This is a genomic window from Streptomyces sp. MAI_2237 (assembly GCF_054189285.1).
The window spans coordinates 3173550-3189510 of sequence record NZ_JAJPGQ010000003.1 but is presented as its reverse complement, the minus strand read 5'-3'; the positions used below and the strand labels follow the sequence as shown (position 1 = coordinate 3189510).

Sequence of the window (15961 nt, the reverse complement as noted above, 5' to 3'; positions counted from 1 at the left end):
TACGGGCGGGGTCTGACAATCGGCCCCGGCGGCCGCGCCGGGGCTCGGCGGGCCGCGGACGGGCTAGGGAACCGTGCGGGAGACGACGTAGAAGAACGGGTTGTTCGCGTCGGACATGTTCACGACGACGTCCTGGGTGGGCGCCGGGTCCTTCTGCTTGTGGACCAGGCCGTACCAGGGTCCGGGGCGGGTGAACCGCCAGCCGGTGATCTTCTGGTCGCGCGCGCTGATGGTGACGTCGTCGCGCTTGAGGTCGGCGCGGCTGACGCCCATGTCGTGGAGGAAGACGTCGAGGTTGCGGACCGGGGTCTGGAACTGGACGTAGAGCCGGCTGGTCTTCCAGTTGTTCGTCTCGTAGTAGGCGACCTTGCCGGAGGGATGCGGCATCGGCACCTGGTAGATGCGGCGCTGGACCTTCGACGGCCAGCCCCGGGTGAGGCCGGTCGCCGAGTACTTGGCCTCCTTGTCCTTGCCGCTGTTGCGGCTCTGGTTCGCGGAGATCACCAGGTAGCCGGCCGGGACGCCGATGAGCAGCACGATGATGAGCAGGGTGAGGGCCCTGCGGCGGATCATGTGGCGGCGGTCCTCGGCGGGCTGCCCGGGCTCGTCCGGGGGCGCCGCCTGACGCGGCAGCGATGCCGTCATGCGGTGTCCCGGGTGGAGCGGCGGCCCTCGGTGTACCGGGCGTAGCGCTCGTAGCGCTCGACCCGGCGCCGGTTGGCACGGCGGAAGCGGCGGGCGACGAGACGGGCCAGGTCGGCGGCGCCCACCATGCCGGCCTCCGGGCCGAGCTGGGCGCGCACGATCCGGGCCTCGGGGCGGTAGCCGCGGCCGGTGAGCTGGCGCTTGAAGGCGTCGCGGGCGGGGGCGATGAGCAGGTCGTCGGCCGCGGAGACGCCGCCCCCGATGACGAAGCAGGAGGGGTCGAGGGCCGCGGCGAGGTTGGCGATGCCGACGCCCAGCCACTGGCCGATGTCCTGCAGCAGCTCGATGCACATCGCGTCGCCCTCGCGGGCCAGCTCGGTGATCATCGGGCCGCTGATGTCGCCGATCTGCCCCTTGACGTGCTCGATGATCCCGTACGCCACCGGCGAGTCGGCGGCGGCCAGCTCCTTGGCCTCGCGCACCAGGGCGTTGCCGGAGCTGTACTGCTCCCAGCAGCCGCGGTTGCCGCACGGGCAGCGGTGTCCGCCGGGGACGACCTGCATGTGTCCGAACTCGCCCGCGACGCCGTACTTGCCGCGCTTGACCTGGCCGTCCTCCAGGATCGCGCCGCCGATGCCGGTGCCGAGCGTGATCATGACCAGGTGGTCCTCACCGCGGCCGGCGCCGAAGCGCCACTCGGCCCAGGCGGCGGCGTTGGCGTCGTTGTCGACCAGTACGGGCACGGCGAGCCGCCCGGCGAGGCGGTCGCGCAGCGGCTCGTTGCGCCAGGACAGGTGGGGGGCGAACAGGACGCGGTTGCGGTCGGCGTCGACCCAGCCGGCCGCGCCGATGCCGACGGCGTGCACGTCGTGGCGGTCGGACAGGTCCAGGACCAGTTCGACGATGGTGTCCTCGACGACCTTGGGGCTCTTGGACTTGTCCGGGGTCTCCGTGCGGAGCTTCTCCAGGATGTTGCCGTCGGCGTCGACGACGCCCGCCATGACCTTGGTGCCCCCGATGTCGATGCCGACCGTCGGCACGCGGGGTGCGGTCAGGTGCGAGCGGCGCTCTCGGGTGCCGACCGTGCGCAGGGCCGTGGCACGCCGGGAGCCTATGGGAGCCGTGAAGTTGCCGTAGGTGCTCATCAAGCCCCGATTGTGCCGCACGCTCACGCTGGGTGCCGAGCGGGGGAGCGACGGGAGGCGTGTGATGTGCGTCCGCCTTCGCTTCGAAGGGGCCGGTCGCGCGGCCCTCGGCGGCCGCGCCACGCGCCATTGTCGTGACTTTATGACATAAGTGCGACCTGACCGCTCCTTCTCAGCCCCGCACGAGCAGCTGGAACTCGAAGGAGTAGCGGCTCGGCCGGTACGTGTGCGTGCCGTACTCGACCGCCCTGCCCGTGTCGTCGAACGTCACGCGCTGCATCGTCAGGAGCGGGGCGCCCTCCGGCTCCGCGAGACGCTCGGCCTCCGCCAGGGTGGCCGCGCGGGCGCCGATCGTCTGCCGGGCGCTGTGCAGGGTGATGCCGACGGCCCGCATCATCCGGTACAGGCCCGTCGCCTCCAGCTGCACCGTGTCCAGGTCGAGCAGGCCAGGCGGGATGAAGTTGCACAGGTACGCCATCGGCTCGCCGTGCGCGAGGCGCAGCCGTTCCACCTGGTGGACCTCACTGTCCTCGGCGACCCCCAGGGCCGCGGCGATCTCGGCGGTCGCCGGAACGACGGTGTTGACCAGCACCTTCGTCGCGGGGCGCTGACCGGCCGCCTCCAGGTCGTCGTAGAGGCTGGAGAGCTCCAGCGGGCGTTTGACCTGGCTGTGCACCACCTGGGTGCCGACGCCGCGGCGGCGGACCAGGAGGCCCTTGTCGACCAGGGACTGGATGGCCTGGCGGACCGTGGGGCGGGACAGACCGAGCCGGGCCGCCAGCTCGATCTCGTTGCCCAGCAGGCTGCCGGGCGTGAGCGCTCCGTGCTCGATCGCCGCCTCGAGCTGCTGCGACAGCTGGAAGTACAGCGGGACGGGAGAGCTCCGGTCCACGCTGAGCTCGAGCGACACGGTCGGGTCCACTTCAGGGTTCGGCACGCGCCGAGCGTAGCTCCACACGTTGTTGACGGGAAGTTGTGTAGTTCGATTGTCCGGACATACGCATTGACAGCTCGGCCACCAAACCCTCACTTTGTTTTCATGCGCATCGGGGTCATCGGTACGGGGCGGATCGGCACCATCCACGCGAACACGCTGAGCCGCAATCGCGAGGTCGGGTCCCTGATCCTCACGGACGCCGATCCCGCGCGGGCCCAGGAGCTGGCGCTCCGCCTCGGGGAGACGGCGGCGCCGGGAGTGGACGAGATCTTCAAATGGGGCGTCGACGCCGTGGTGATCACCGCCTCGACGGCCGCCCACGCCGAACTGATCGGTCGGGCAGCACGCTCGGGGCTCCCGGTGTTCTGCGAGAAGCCCATCGCACTGGATCTGCCCGGCACGCTCACCGCCCTCTCCGAGGTCGAGAGCGCCGGGACGATCCTGCAGATGGGGTTCCAGCGCCGCTTCGACACCGGGTACACGGGTGCCCGGGACGCGGTCCGCTCGGGCCGGCTCGGGCGGCTGCACACGGTCCGCGCCCTGACGTCCGACCAGGTCCCTCCCCCGCCCTCGTGGCTGCCGCTGTCCGGCGGGCTGTACCGGGACGCTCTGATCCACGACTTCGACATGCTCCGCTGGGTGACCGGACGCGAGGTCGTCGACGTGTACGCGGCCGGGTCGGACGCCGGGCCGCCCATGTTCCGGGAGGCGGGCGACGTCGACACCGGCGCGGCGCTGCTCACCCTCGACGACGGCACGCTCGCGACGGCCACGGCGACGCGGATGAACGGCGCCGGGTACGACGTGCGCATGGAGCTGGCCGGGGAGCTCGACCAGATCGTGGTCGGCCTCGACGACCGCACGCCGATCGCCTCGACGGAGCCGACCGGGCCGCCCGCCGCGGACAAGCCGTGGTCGGGGTTCCTGGAGCGCTTCGGACCCGCCTACGAGGCCGAACTGGCCGCGTTCGTCGAGGTCGTGCTCGGCCGACGGGCGAACCCGTGCGACGGACGCGAGGCCCTGCAGGCCCTGCGCATCGCCGAGGCCTGCGAGATCTCCCGGCGCGAGCGCCGACCGGTGGCGCTCGCGGAGATCCCGGGCCGGGTGGAGTCGGCGTTCCGGTGAGGGGGCCGGCGCGGGTGCGCCGGCCGTACCGAGGCACGGCCTCGGCCGGCCGGCCGCGTCAGCGGCGCACGGCGCTGCTACCAGCGCACCGGAAGGCTGCGTACCCCGCGCATCAGCATGCCCGGCAGCCAGTCGCCGGGCGGGCCGTCGAGGGTGAGCCCGGGGGCGCGCTCCAGCAGGGTCCGTATCGCCGTGCTGGCTTCGAGGCGGGCCAGCGGGGCGCCCAGGCAGTAGTGGACGCCGTGGCCGAAGGCCAGGTGGCCGCGGGTGTCGCGGTGGGAGGTCGAAGCGGTCCGGCGCCGGGTAGCGCAGGGGGTCGCGGTCGGCGGCGGTCAGGCCGATCATCACGGCGTCGCCCCGCGGGATCTTCGTCCCGGCGATCTCCAGGGTCTCGGCGGCGAACCGGAACGTGGCGTTCTCCACCGGGCCCTCGTAGCGCAGGGTCTCCTCCACCGCCGCGTCCACGAGGCTCATGTCGGCGCGCAGGGCCGCGAGTTGGCCGGGGTGGGTGAGCAGGGTACGGACGGCTCCGCTGATCAGGTTGACCGTCGTCTCGTGGCCCGCGATCAGCAGGACGAAGGCCATGCCGCGCAGTTCGCCCGGGGAGAGCCGGTCGCCGTCCTCGGCGGTGGTGCGCACGAGATCACTCAGCAGGTCGCCGGTCGGGCCCGCGCACCGCTTGTCCTCGATCAGCTCGGTGAGGTACGCGGCAAGCCGTGTGAAGGCGTCGTACTCGGCCTCCGGGCTGCTCGGTGCCACCGCCTCCGTGGACATGCGGCGGAACTCCGCGCGGTCCAGCTCGGGCACGCCCAGCAGCTCGCAGATCACCGTGATCGGCAGCGGGTACGCGAAGGAGTCCACCAGGTCGGCCCGGCCGCGCGGCAGCATCGCGTCGAGCAGTTCGTCGGTGATCTGCTGGATCCGCGGCTGCAGTTCCTGCACGCGGCGCGCGGTGAAGGCGCGCGAGACCAGCGAGCGCAGCCGGGTGTGCTGGGGCGGGTCGGTGACCAGCAGGTGCTTGCCGATGAGCCCTTCGTCGAGGAACTCCAGGCCGATCCTGGCGGCGTCCTTGGCCAGGCGCGGGTCGCCGAGCGCCGCGCGGGCCTCCTCGTGGCCGACGACGAGCCATGTCTCGTAATGGGCGTCGACTCCCGGCAGCCGCACCCGGTGCACCGGCCCGCGCTCGCGCAGGAGCGCGTACACCGGATGCGGGTCGGTGCGGAAGCCGTCGCCGAACTCCCCCAGATCGATCAGTTCCGCCATGTGGCTCGAACCTGCCTTCCCCCGCCCCCCGTCCGGTGGTCACCGGTACCCGGACAACGCGCGGCGCCCGCCGCTAGTGCCCTTCCGGTTCCTCCAGCAGTCCGGCGTCGTAGGCCAACAGGGCGATCTGCACGCGGTTGTTGAGGTCCAGTTTGGCGAGGATGCGCGAGACGTGGGTCTTGACGGTGGCGACGCTCATGAAGAGGTCCGCGGCGATCTCCGCGTTGGACAGCCCCCGGCCGACGGCGACGGCGGCCTCGCGTTCGCGGTCGTTGAGCAGCGCGACGCGTTCACGTGCGCGTGCCCGGCGCGTGTCGGCGGCGTTGCCCACGGCGTGCTCCACCAGCTGGCGGGTGACGGTGGGCGACAGCACGGGATCACCGGTCGCGACCCGGCGGACGGCGTCGACGATCTCGGCGGGCGGGGTGTCCTTGAGGACGAACCCGGCGGCCCCCGCGCGCAGGGCGCGCAGGACCTGCTCGTCGGCGTGGAAGGTGGTCAGGACGACGACCTGCGGGGCGTCCTTGCGGGCGCGCAGCCGCTCCGTGGCAGTGAGACCGTCCACCGACGGCATCCGGATGTCCATGAGGACGACGTCGGGCCGGGTGCGGTCGACGAGCGCCTCGACCTCGGCGCCGTCGGCGGCCTCGCCGACGATCTCGATGTCGTCCGCACCGCCCATCATCAGTGACAGGCCGGCCCGCACCAGGGGGTCGTCGTCGACGAGGAGCAGTCTGATCGCAGTCATGGGCCTCACGTAATCACGGTCGCGGTCACGGCTGTTGGCAGCTTCGCACGGCCATCGTCCCGGTCGCGTCATCCCCTGGGGCGGCCCCGCGTGACGCTCGTCTCGCGACCTCCGTCCCGCGGGCAGCAGTGCGTGGCGATCGTCTCGCGGGCGTCGTCACCAGGGCAGCCACGCCCGTACCCGGAAGCCGCCGTCGGCGTCCGTGCCGTGGTCCAGGCGTCCCCCGGCCAGCGTGGCCCGCTCCGTCAGCCCGATCAGGCCCTGCCCGGAGCCGGGCACGGGAGGCACCTCGCCCTCGGGCCGGGGGTTGCGCACGGTGACCGTCAGCCCCTCACCGGGGGCGCCCGACATCGTCACCGTGACCTCCGTGCCGGGTGCGTGCTTGCGGGCGTTGGTCAGGGCCTCCTGGGCGATGCGGTAGGCGGTACGGCCGACGGAGGCCGGGACGGCGCCGGGGTCGGTGACGCGGCTGTCGAGGGTGACCTTCATGCCGGCCTCCCGCGACTCCGCGACCAGCGTGTCCAGCGCGGCGAGCGTCGGCTGCGGACGCCCCGCCTCGTCCGGCTCACCCGCGCGCAGGACGCCGATGATCTCGCGCAGGTCCTGCAGGGCCTCGTGCGCGCTCTCCCGGATGACTCCGGCCGCCCGGGCGATCTCCTCCCTGGGCGCGTCGGGCCGGAACTCCAGGGCGCCCGCGTGGACGCTCAGCAGCGTCAGCCGGTGGGCGAGGACGTCGTGCATCTCCCGGGCGATGGCCTCACGGGCCAGCCGCTGCGCCTGCTCCGCCCGCAGCCGCGCCTCCGTCTCCGCGCGCCGGGCGCGGTCCCGCAGGCTCAGCATCAGCTGCCGCTTGGAGCGTACGAACATGCCCCAGCCGATGACGGTGACGCTCAGCAGTTCGGCGAAGGCGACGGCTCCCGCATACGGCAGGTCGGGGTCCGGGCGCATCCAGTAGTACAGCGGGACCAGCGCGAGCTGGACGCCGCCGATCCAGGCGACGTACCGGAAGGGCCGGTGCACGGCGAGGCTGAAGAGGGCGATCATGGCGGCGCCGCCCGCCGTGTTCGACACCAGGCCGACCGGGATCATCGCGACGGCCAGGCCGAGCGGCCAGCGCCGCCGCAGCCACACCGCCGCGCAGGCCAGCGCGCCGAGCAGCTGGTCCAGGACGGCGAGGGAGTGCGAGGTGTGCGGGTCGCCGTTCAGGGTGTCGGCGGCCGCGAGGCCGATGGCCGCGGCGAGCACGAAGCAGGTGAAGTCGACGATCCAGTCCCGGGCGGTGCGCCGCGGCCGGCCCGACCGTCCTGCGTCGGGGTCGATCTCATGGAGCAGGGCGGACGGGAAGAGCCATCTGCGCCGCCCCGCGACGCCTGGCACGGCGGCCGTCGGTCTGTCGTCCCTCACGCTCGACAAATCTACGCAGCCGCGGCCTCCGGCACCTCCCTTCGCGGGCGATCGCCGACCAAAGTCGGCGCGGCGCAGACTTTCGGCGCGGGCGGCCGCGCGGAGCCGGACCTTGGTCGGTCACGGCTCGCCCCGCGGCCGATGTGCGTGGGGGGTCCGCGGGGCGAGGGTCGTGCCATGAAGCGGTTGCTGGAGGTACTCGGTTTCGTCGCCCTGGTCCAGGGCGTCCTGGGCCTGGTGCACGAGTTCACCCACTGGCACGTGGGACTCGTGCAGCGGATCGGCTTCCTCGACCGCCACGCGGTCTACGCGAGCGTCGCCCTGGTAGTGCTGGCGTTCGCCCTGTTCGCAGCCGCGGAAAGCCAAAACCCCGGCTGACCAGGAACCCCGGCCGAACCGATACTCGCCCCAGCCCGGACCCCGCCCCAGACCGATGCCCGGCTCGGCCGGCGACCCGGTTAAGCCGGAGGCGCCGCCAAGCCCGAGGCCCGACCCAGACCGAAGCCCGGCTAAGCCCGAGGCCCGCCCCTAAGGCCTGGCCCCGCCGGACGCCCGGCCAAGTCCCGAGCCCCGCCCAAACCGAAGCTCACCTCAGCCCAAAGCGCGACTCAGCCGGACGCCCGGCCAGGCCCGAAGCCGGGCTCAGACCGAGCCCTGCTCAGCCGGAGGCGCCGCCAAGCCAGAGGCCCGACCCAGCCGAAGGCCCGGCCAAGTCCCAAGCCCGGCCCAAACCGAAGCCCGCCCCAGCCCAAAGCGCGACTCAGCCGGACACCCGGCCAGGCCCGAAGCCGGGCTCAGACCGAGCCCTGCTCAGACCGAGCCCGGCTCAGACCGAGCCCGGCTCAGCCGGGCGCCCGCTCGCTGCGCGTGCCTCGTTCAGCAGGTGAAGTCGATCAGGTCGAACGTGGCGTAGTGGTCCGAGGTGTAGTAGTCCTCCTGGTTCTCCTCACCGGTGACGATGCGGCGGGCGCCGCGTGTGGACGAGCCGGGCGTCTTGACCGTGTACTCGTGGTAGTAGCCGGAAGGCTGGCCGGGCAGGACGCCCTCCGAATTACGGAAGACGGTGCCGTCCTGCGAGTACGGGTAGGGGCCGCCCGAGGCGATCAGGTCGAGCGTGTCGTACGCCTGGGAGGGCAGGTCGCCGTAGCAGATGGTGCCGGTCGCGGCGGACGCCGGAGTCGCCGCGACCGTGCCGCCCATCAGCAGGGCGGACAGAAGGGCGGCTGCGGCGCCGGCACGAGTGGCGCGTGGGGGGAATCTCATGCCCGACATGATGACGCGCGTAGACAGTGGCATGTCAATGACAACTCCGTGGAGTTTTCCCGCACGTCCCATGAGTTTTCCGCGCGTTAACGTGGGGCCGCGGCCCGCCACACGGCCCCCACAACGCCCCGGTCAGTCGGTCTGCGGCAGCTCGTAGGAGCCGTACTCGGGCCGTCCGGCCGGCTCGTACGTCTGCAGGGAGACCCCGGCGGAGGTGATACGACCGCCCACGTGCCGGAACTTCGTCGGCAGCGCGCCTTCCTCGAACAGGCGCAGGCCCGAGCCGAGGACGACGGGGAAGGTCAGCAGGTGGAGGGTGTCGACGAGGTCGAGCGCGAGCAGGGACCGCACGAGGGCGCCGCTGCCGTGCACCTGGAGCTCGCCGTCGGTGCGCTCCTTGAGGGCGGTGACCTCCTTGGCGAGGTCGCCGCCGAGCACGATGGTGCCGGCCCAGGAAGGGTCGGTGAGGGTGGCCGAGGGCACGTACTTCGGCAGCGCGTTGAGTTTGCCCGCGATGGGGTCGGCCGGATCGGTCATCTTCGGCCAGTACCCCGCGAAGATGTCGTAGGTACGGCGGCCGAGGAGGAAGGCGGCGGAGCGGTCGAAGACCTCGGTGACGAACCGGCCGAAGTCGTCGTCGCCGAAGACGAAGCTCCAGCCGCCGTGCTCGAAGCCGCCCCGGGTGTCCTCCTGCGGACCGCCGGGCGCCTGGTAGACGCCGTCGAGCGTGACGAAGATCGTGGAGACGAGCTTGCCCATGACGGGTGCCTGCTTCCTGGTGGTGGGGTCTGCTGTCATCACCTCAGACCCCACCGGCGCCCGCAACTCATCGCTCAGCGGTTCATCCGGCGTGCGTGGAGAACAGTCCTCCGGTCGGGCCCTGCTTGTCTCCGCCCTGGGACTTCTTCAGGGCGTTCGCCAGGCTCTCGATGGTCAGGGACTGCAGGATGACGCGGCCGTGGCCCTCCAGGGTGGCCAGGGACAGGCCCTCGCCGCCGAAGACGGCGTTCATCATGCCCTGGCGGTTGAGGCCGCCGATGCGCTGGACCCCGTACTGGATGCCCTCCTCGAAGGCGACGACGCAGCCCGTGTCGACCTCGATGCGGCCGCCGAAGTCGGCCGGGTTCAGGTCGATGAAGTTGCCGGCGCCCGCGATGATCACGGTGCCGCGGCCGGTGAACTTCTCCAGGACGAAGCCCTCGCCGCCGCTCCTGCCGGTGCGGCCGCCCTGGAAGGCGATGCCGAACTCGACGGTGGACTCGGCGGCCACGAAGGCGTCCTTCTCGGCGAACCACGCGCGCGTGCCGTCCAGCTCCAGGGCGCGCATCTCGCCGGGGAGCACGCCCGCGAAGCCGACGGTGCCCTCGCCGCCCTGGGAGGTGAAGTACTGGAACGCCAGCGACTCGCCCGCGAGCGCGCGCTGGCCGACCTGCATGGCGGTGCCCATGGCCTGGCGCAGCATGCCGCCCATGCCGCCGCTCCCGCCCTGCTGCTGATCGCCGCCGCCGGACGGGCCGGACAGGCGGGTCTCCATGGTCACGTTGGTCGTCTTGAACAGGAACTTGCCGGCCTCGCAGTACACCGTCTGACCGGGTTGCAGGCTGACCACCGCCATCTGCATGGCGTTGCCGACGATCTCTTGCTGAAGTGTCACGCCGGGAGAACGTCGGAGGGGGCGCGCAGAGTTCCGTCCGAGCTCCCGAGGCAGGTGTCCGACGGCCGCCAGCGCGCGCGTGCGGCGGCCGCTGGGATGGACCCATGACAACGACACACGCGAACACGCACGGCACCCTGAACGGCAAGGTCGCCCTGGTCACCGGCGGCAGCCGCGGCATCGGCGCGGCGACGGCCGTGCGGCTGGCCCGGGAGGGCGCGGACGTGGCCGTGACCTACGTGCACGGCAAGGAGGCCGCCGACGACGTCGTACGGCGGGTGGAGGCACTGGGAAGGCGGGCGGTGGCGCTGCGCGCGGACGCCGCGGACGCAACGGAGGCGGCGGGGGCGGTGGAGCGTGCCGAGGAGCTGCTCGGCGGCCTGGACGTGCTGGTGAACAACGCGGGCGTGGGGGTGCTCGGGCCACTGGAGGATCTCTCGCTCGCGGACGTCGACCGGGTGCTGGCCGTGAACGTGCGCGGGGTGTTCCTGACCTCGCAGGCGGCGGCAGCGCGGATGCGGCCGGGCGGCCGGATCATCACCATCGGCACATGCATGACGCAGCACGTGCCGGGGCCCGGCGGCACCCTCTACGCGACGAGCAAGTCGGCCCTGGTCGGCCTGACGAAGGCCCTCGCCCGCGAGCTGGGCGGGCGGGGGATCACGGCGAACATCGTGCATCCCGGCCCGACCGACACGGACATGAACCCGGCGGACGGACCGTATGCCGCCGCTCAGGCGGCGATGACGGCGGTCGGCCGGTTCGGCACCGCCGACGAGGTGGCGTCGACGGTCGCCCACCTGGCCACAGCGGCGTACGTCACCGGCGCGGAGTTCGCCGTCGACGGCGGCCACGCGGCGTGACCCGAGCGGGGCGCACCGGTTCTACGGGCCGGTGCGCCCAGCACGCTTCGCCCCCGGACGGCTCAGTTGCCCCACCCAAGGACGGCCACCGCCGCCCCACGTGCTCAAGGCGTCCCGCCAAGCTCGGGGGGGCGGCGGTTTCCGGCCGGTGTGTCCCGCGCGGTGGTCAGCCGCCGAGTTCCTGGTGGCGGGCCGTCAGGCTGGCCGCGCCGCTGTCCGTGAGGGTGCCGTGCAGGCGCAGGCGGGAGATGCCGCCGTCCGGGAAGATGTCCACGCGCGCGTGCGTGGCGACGGCCGGGGCCGGCAGGACGAAGCGGTGGTCGGTGTCGGGCTGGAGGCGGGTGCGCGGGAGGATCTCGGTCCAGTCGCCGTCCTCGCCGTCGCGTACCGACACCGACGCCCAGCCCGCGCTGTTGCCCTTCAGGTAGGCCGTGTCGATCTCGATGGCGCGGATCTGCGCCTGCGCGGCGAGCCGGTAGCGGATCCAGTCGTTGCCCCGGTCGCGGCGCCGGCGGGTCTCCCATCCGTCGTCCATCTTGCGGGAGCGGCCCGGCCGGATGGTGTTGGTGGCCGGTGAGTAGAAGAGGTCGGAGGCGTCCTCGACGCGGCCGCCGTTCTCCAGGGCGACGACGTCGAACGCGCCGAGGGCCGCCAGCCACGCCGGGTCCGGTACGACCTCGCCGTACACGCGCAGCCGCGCGATGCCGCCGTCGGGGTGCTGGTTGACGCGCAGGTGGGTGAAGCGCTGCTCGACGGAGACGGCGAAGCCGTTCGCCGCGTGGCCGCCGACCGGGGTGCGCGGGACGAGGGCCGTCCACTTCACGTCGTCGCCGAGGAGCTCCTCCGGCGACGGGGAGCCGGGCACCGAGGTCCCCTCGACGGACACCGCCTGCGGGTAGTTGCCGCGGAAGTGGGCGGTGTCGACGACGATGCCGCGGACGACACCGGGCGCGCCGAGGCGGACCAGCGCCCAGTCGTGGTCCTCGACGGTGGGCCAGGGGTGCCCGGCGCTCGCACCGCGCCGGCGGCGGGTCTCCCAGCCGTCCATGATCTTGCCCTTGTGCCCGAAGTGCTCCGGGTCGAACTCGGCCCGCTCGGGCACCAGGAGGTTCTCCCGCTCGGCGAAGAACTCGTCGTTGGCGGCGATGACACCGGCACCGAGCCGCCGGTCGGCGAGGTCGGCGTACTGGGTGAAGGGGAAGTCGGCGGTGCGGTAGTCCGCGTACGGGTCACCGCCTCCGTAGGGGTTCGCGTCGCCGGTGAAACTCGGAATCGCCGTCACGGTGATCAAAGGTTCCTTTCGGGAGTGGGCCGCCTCGGGAGCGGGCGGATCAGGGGACACGGGTCAGCAGGCGGCCCTTCGGGTCGGTGAACTGGCCGTCGGCGACGATGCGTTCGCCGCGCAGCCAGGTCGACTTCACGACGCCGTACAGGGTCTTGCCGGCGTACGCGGTGACACGGTTGCGGTGCTGGAGGGCCGCCGGGTCCACGGTGAAGGTCTCGTCGGGTGCGAGGACCGCGAAGTCGGCGTCGTGACCGGGCGCGATGGCGCCCTTGCGGGTGTCCAGGCCGACCAGTCCGGCCGTCCGGGAGGACATCCAGCGGACCACGTCCTGCAGGGTGTGGCCGCGCTCCCGGGCCGCCGTCCAGACGGCAGGGAGGCTCAGCTGGAGGCCGGAGATGCCACCCCAGGCGGTGGCGAAGTCGCCGGTCTTCAGGTCGGCCGTGGACGGGGAGTGGTCGGTGACCACGCAGTCGATCGTGCCGTCGGCCAGCGCCTGCCACAGCAGGTCCTGGTTGGCGGACTCCCGGATGGGCGGGCAGCACTTGAACTCGCTGGCGCCGTCCGGGACTTCCTCGGCGGTGAGGGTGAGGTAGTGGGGGCAGGTCTCGACGGTGACGCGGACGCCGTCCGCCTTCGCGGCGGCGATCAGCGGCAGCGCGTCGCTCGACGACAGGTGCAGCACGTGCACGCGGGCGTCGAGGCGTCTGGCCTGGTCGATGAGCTGGGCGATGGCCGTGTCCTCGGCGTCGCGCGGCCGGGAGGCGAGGAAGTCGGCGTAGCGGGGACCGTCCTGCTGCGGGGCGGCGTCCAGGTGGTGCGGGTCCTCGGCGTGCACGATCAGCAGTCCGCCGAAGGAGGCGATCTCGGCGAGCGACCGGGCGAGCCCGTCCTGGTCGAGGTGCGGGAACTCGTCCACGCCGGACGGGGACAGGAACGCCTTGAAGCCGAAGACGCCGGCCTCGTGCAGCGGGCGCAGGTCCTTGACGTTGTCGGGCAGGGCGCCGCCCCAGAAGCCGACGTCGATGTGCGCCTTGTCGGCGGCGACCGCCTGCTTCGTGCGCAGGTGGTCGACGGTCGTGGTCGGCGGGAGGGAGTTGAGCGGCATGTCGACGAGGGTGGTGATGCCGCCGGCCGCCGCCGCGCGGGTGGCGGTCCAGAAGCCCTCCCACTCGGTGCGACCGGGGTCGTTGACGTGCACGTGGGTGTCGACCAGTCCGGGCAGCAGGACGTGGTCGCCGACGTCCTCCAGGCGCGCACCGGCGGGCACGTCGGCGTCGTACGGCAGGACGGCCGTGATCGTGCCGTCGGCGACCGCGACCGAGGCGGCGCGCGTCCCCTCGGGCGTGATGACGCGTGTCGAGCGCAGCACCAGTTCTGTGTCGGACACCCGGACCCCTCTCTGCCGCCGCCGTCACGCCCCGGAAACGGGATTTACTTCCACGTAACGGAATTCAACTTTCTGTTGAAGGAGTCTTCACTCCCGTCCCGATGCCGTCAAGGGCACACTTCCCGGGAGAGCTGCCGACGCCTGCACTCTGGACGTTTCCGCAAAGCGGAATTAGAATTCCAGCAAGCAGAACGTAGCTACGTACGAGCGGGGAGTCAACCGGCTGCCGGGTAGGCTTTGGCCCCTTCCGCCAGTCCCGAAAGGAACGCGCCGTGCCGACGTCCAGCGCCAGCACCACCGACTCCGCCAAGTCCAACGGTGGCGGAGTCCAGTCCCTCGAGCGCGCCTTCGACCTGCTCGAGCGGATGGCCGACGCGGGCGGCGAGGTCGGCCTGAGCGAGCTGTCCGCGAGCAGCGGGCTGCCGCTGCCCACCATCCACCGCCTGATGCGTACCCTCGTGGCCTGCGGATACGTCCGCCAGCAGCCCAACCGCCGGTACGCGCTCGGCCCCCGCCTGATCCGCCTCGGCGAGTCGGCCTCCCGCCTGCTGGGCACCTGGGCGCGCCCCTACCTGGCCCGCTTGGTCGAGGAGACTGGTGAGACGGCGAACATGGCGCTGCTCGACGGCGACGAGATCGTCTACGTCGCCCAGGTGCCCTCGAAGCACTCGATGCGCATGTTCACCGAGGTCGGACGCCGGGTGCTGCCGCACTCCACGGGTGTCGGCAAGGCCCTCCTGGCGAACACCCCGGACGACGAGGTCCGCGCCCTGCTCGCGCGCACCGGCATGCCGGCCGCGACGGAGAAGACGATCACCACGCCGGAGGGCTTCCTGGCGGCCCTGGCGGACGTACGGCGCCAGGGGTACGCCATCGACGACAACGAACAGGAGGTCGGGGTGCGCTGCCTCGCGGTGTCCGTGCCCGACTCCCCCACCTCCACGGCGATCTCCATCTCCGGCCCGGCCGGCCGGGTCACGGAGGCGGCGACGGAGCGCATCGTGCCGCTGCTGCAGCAGGTGGCGGTGGAGCTGTCGGAGGCACTGGCGAGCACCGGAAGCTGAGTCGGCCCGAGGAGACCTCGGCGAACGGGAGGTGACGTCCCGTCACCGCCGGGGCGGCTCCCCGAACAGGTCCACCGCGTGGCGCACCTCCGACAGGCCGCCCGAGAGGGCGCTGACCGACCCGATGGCGCCGGCGATCAGCAGTAACGAGCGGCGGAGCCGCGGGATCTCGGGGGCGCCGTCGATCGTCATGGCGGCGAGGGCGGCCAGTTCGTCCTCGGCGATGCAGCGGTCGGGGAAATCGGCCGGGTGCGCGGCGAGTTGGCGGCGCAGCCGGGACACGGCGGAGCGCAGTCCCGCCACCCTCGGATCCTCGCCGCTGCCCGTCACAGGTTTCTGCCCCAAGCTCCGCAACACGGCTCTCCCCCTCGCACTCCCCTGTGCGCCGTCGTGTGATGGTGCTCCCGCCGAGCGGTCCCGTGGCACTGGTCGGGCGCCGGGGGACGCGGGTCAGTAAACGCCACCCGATGCGGGGCGCGCCACCGCGCGGACCGAAATTCAGCCCCTGGAAACCGGGCCCTCGCCCGTGCGTCAGGTATGCAGGACGCATGACGGAGAAAGAGCGCGAACCGGCCGGGCTGCTCCTCGCCGCCGGGGGCGGCCGCCGCCTCGGCGGGCGGCCCAAGGCCCTGCTGGAACACCGCGGGCGCCCGCTCGTCGAGTACGCGGTCGGCGTGCTGCGCGCGGCCGGGTGCGCCCGCGTCCACGTGGTCCTCGGGGCGCGGGCCGACGAGGTGCGCCGGCGGGCGGAGCTGGGCGGATGCGTGGTCGTGGAGAACCCGGCGTGGGAGGAGGGCATGGGGTCCTCGCTGCGGGCCGGGCTGGACTCGCTCGCCGGGACGGGCGCCCGGGCCGCCCTCGTCTCGCTCGTCGACCAGCCGGGGATCGGCGTGGAGGCGGTGCGGCGGGTACTCGCCGCCTACGAGGACGACGGCTCGCTCGCGTCTGCCGCGTACGACGGGGTGCGCGGGCATCCGGTGCTGCTGGGTGCCGCGCACTGGGCCGGGATCGCCGAGAGCGCGAGCGGGGATCGCGGGGCCCGCGCCTACCTCCGGGCCCATCGGGAGGCGATCAGGCTCGTCGAGTGCGGGGACGTGGCACGGCCGTACGACATCGACACGGAGGCCGATCTGATCCACCTTGAGTGAGCGGGGTGGCACGCGGAGCCACCTTCCCTC

General features: G+C 72.7%; 16 protein-coding genes and 1 pseudogene. 5 read left to right on the top strand and 12 right to left on the bottom strand.

The annotated features are described in order from the left end of the window. Positions 1 to 63: 63 nt before the first annotated feature. From LN251_RS25055 to LN251_RS25045, 3 genes are all read right to left on the bottom strand, one after another. Complete coding sequence (locus LN251_RS25055) at positions 64 to 645, bottom strand: sugar kinase (RefSeq protein WP_458246355.1); 582 nt, start codon at positions 643 to 645, stop codon at positions 64 to 66. Next, entirely contained in the window at positions 642 to 1790 is a 1149-nt protein-coding gene (locus LN251_RS25050) for an ROK family glucokinase (RefSeq protein WP_458246354.1), read from the bottom strand. Before LN251_RS25050 ends, LN251_RS25055 begins: the two co-directional genes overlap by 4 nt. A gap of 172 nt (positions 1791 to 1962) precedes the next feature. Further along, complete coding sequence (locus tag LN251_RS25045; RefSeq protein ID WP_458246792.1) at positions 1963 to 2700, bottom strand: GntR family transcriptional regulator; 738 nt, start codon at positions 2698 to 2700, stop codon at positions 1963 to 1965. A gap of 129 nt (positions 2701 to 2829) precedes the next feature. On the opposite strand from LN251_RS25045, the gene LN251_RS25040 reads away from it, so the two are divergent. After that, positions 2830 to 3852: a Gfo/Idh/MocA family protein gene (locus LN251_RS25040; protein ID WP_458246353.1), complete on the top strand. Its 1023-nt coding sequence runs from the start codon at positions 2830 to 2832 to the stop codon at positions 3850 to 3852. Positions 3853 to 3929: 77 nt separating this feature from the next. On the opposite strand, the pseudogene LN251_RS25035 reads toward LN251_RS25040, so the two are convergent. From LN251_RS25035 to LN251_RS25025, 3 genes and pseudogenes are all read right to left on the bottom strand, one after another. Then, positions 3930 to 5115: pseudogene (locus LN251_RS25035) on the bottom strand (cytochrome P450 family protein). A 73-nt stretch (positions 5116 to 5188) separates the two neighbouring features. Next, positions 5189 to 5863 carry a response regulator transcription factor gene (locus LN251_RS25030; RefSeq protein WP_458246352.1) on the bottom strand — a complete coding sequence of 225 codons (675 nt, stop codon included), beginning with the start codon at positions 5861 to 5863 and terminating at the stop codon, positions 5189 to 5191. Positions 5864 to 6019: 156 nt separating this feature from the next. Beyond that, positions 6020 to 7276 (bottom strand): sensor histidine kinase, encoded by a 1257-nt coding sequence (locus tag LN251_RS25025; protein ID WP_458246351.1) that lies wholly within the window; start codon positions 7274 to 7276, stop codon positions 6020 to 6022. A gap of 168 nt (positions 7277 to 7444) precedes the next feature. On the opposite strand from LN251_RS25025, the gene LN251_RS25020 reads away from it, so the two are divergent. After that, positions 7445 to 7645 carry a hypothetical protein gene (locus LN251_RS25020; RefSeq protein WP_458246350.1) on the top strand — a complete coding sequence of 67 codons (201 nt, stop codon included), beginning with the start codon at positions 7445 to 7447 and terminating at the stop codon, positions 7643 to 7645. A 498-nt stretch (positions 7646 to 8143) separates the two neighbouring features. Here LN251_RS25020 and LN251_RS25015 read toward each other — a convergent pair whose 3' ends face one another. From LN251_RS25015 to LN251_RS25005, 3 genes are all read right to left on the bottom strand, one after another. Further along, on the bottom strand, positions 8144 to 8530 hold the full coding sequence (locus tag LN251_RS25015; RefSeq protein ID WP_458246349.1) for a ribonuclease domain-containing protein: 387 nt from the start codon (positions 8528 to 8530) through the stop codon (positions 8144 to 8146). A gap of 132 nt (positions 8531 to 8662) precedes the next feature. Continuing rightward, entirely contained in the window at positions 8663 to 9289 is a 627-nt protein-coding gene (locus LN251_RS25010; RefSeq protein WP_458246791.1) for a dihydrofolate reductase family protein, read from the bottom strand. Positions 9290 to 9371: 82 nt separating this feature from the next. Further along, the gene (locus LN251_RS25005; RefSeq protein ID WP_458246348.1) at positions 9372 to 10184 is read right to left on the bottom strand and encodes an AIM24 family protein; all 813 of its coding nucleotides are present in this window, start codon (positions 10182 to 10184) and stop codon (positions 9372 to 9374) included. Between the two features lie 104 nt (positions 10185 to 10288). Between LN251_RS25005 and LN251_RS25000 the strand changes: the two genes are divergently transcribed. Continuing rightward, positions 10289 to 11047: an SDR family oxidoreductase gene (locus LN251_RS25000; protein ID WP_458246347.1), complete on the top strand. Its 759-nt coding sequence runs from the start codon at positions 10289 to 10291 to the stop codon at positions 11045 to 11047. A 166-nt stretch (positions 11048 to 11213) separates the two neighbouring features. Here LN251_RS25000 and alc read toward each other — a convergent pair whose 3' ends face one another. Together alc and allB are read right to left on the bottom strand one after the other, a co-directional pair. Further along, positions 11214 to 12329, bottom strand: coding sequence for an allantoicase (alc, locus tag LN251_RS24995; RefSeq protein ID WP_458246346.1), 1116 nt, complete (start codon positions 12327 to 12329; stop codon positions 11214 to 11216). A 49-nt stretch (positions 12330 to 12378) separates the two neighbouring features. Beyond that, positions 12379 to 13719 carry an allantoinase AllB gene (gene allB / locus LN251_RS24990; protein WP_458246345.1) on the bottom strand — a complete coding sequence of 447 codons (1341 nt, stop codon included), beginning with the start codon at positions 13717 to 13719 and terminating at the stop codon, positions 12379 to 12381. A 272-nt stretch (positions 13720 to 13991) separates the two neighbouring features. On the opposite strand from allB, the gene LN251_RS24985 reads away from it, so the two are divergent. Next, the gene (locus tag LN251_RS24985; RefSeq protein ID WP_458246344.1) at positions 13992 to 14783 is read left to right on the top strand and encodes an IclR family transcriptional regulator; all 792 of its coding nucleotides are present in this window, start codon (positions 13992 to 13994) and stop codon (positions 14781 to 14783) included. 42 nt (positions 14784 to 14825) lie between these two features. Here LN251_RS24985 and LN251_RS24980 read toward each other — a convergent pair whose 3' ends face one another. Beyond that, a complete protein-coding gene (locus LN251_RS24980) occupies positions 14826 to 15140 on the bottom strand; it encodes a DUF5955 family protein (protein WP_458246343.1) in 315 nt (104 codons plus the stop codon). Positions 15141 to 15331: 191 nt separating this feature from the next. Here LN251_RS24980 and LN251_RS24975 point away from each other — a divergent pair, with 191 nt between their 5' ends. Continuing rightward, the gene (locus LN251_RS24975; RefSeq protein WP_403949450.1) at positions 15332 to 15931 is read left to right on the top strand and encodes a nucleotidyltransferase family protein; all 600 of its coding nucleotides are present in this window, start codon (positions 15332 to 15334) and stop codon (positions 15929 to 15931) included. Positions 15932 to 15961 lie beyond the last annotated feature (30 nt).

Bases quoted from the DNA above. Each gene is read 5' to 3' on its own strand.
- LN251_RS25055 (WP_458246355.1), bottom strand. From the start codon at position 645: ATGACGGCATCGCTGCCGCGTCAGGCGGCGCCCCCGGACGAGCCCGGG.
- LN251_RS25050 (WP_458246354.1), bottom strand. From the start codon at position 1,790: ATGAGCACCTACGGCAACTTCACGGCTCCCATAGGCTCCCGGCGTGCC.
- LN251_RS25040 (WP_458246353.1), top strand. From the start codon at position 2,830: ATGCGCATCGGGGTCATCGGTACGGGGCGGATCGGCACCATCCACGCG.
- LN251_RS25030 (WP_458246352.1), bottom strand. From the start codon at position 5,863: ATGACTGCGATCAGACTGCTCCTCGTCGACGACGACCCCCTGGTGCGG.
- LN251_RS25020 (WP_458246350.1), top strand. From the start codon at position 7,445: ATGAAGCGGTTGCTGGAGGTACTCGGTTTCGTCGCCCTGGTCCAGGGC.
- LN251_RS25015 (WP_458246349.1), bottom strand. From the start codon at position 8,530: ATGAGATTCCCCCCACGCGCCACTCGTGCCGGCGCCGCAGCCGCCCTT.
- LN251_RS25010 (WP_458246791.1), bottom strand. From the start codon at position 9,289: ATGGGCAAGCTCGTCTCCACGATCTTCGTCACGCTCGACGGCGTCTAC.
- LN251_RS25000 (WP_458246347.1), top strand. From the start codon at position 10,289: ATGACAACGACACACGCGAACACGCACGGCACCCTGAACGGCAAGGTC.
- LN251_RS24975 (WP_403949450.1), top strand. From the start codon at position 15,332: ATGACGGAGAAAGAGCGCGAACCGGCCGGGCTGCTCCTCGCCGCCGGG.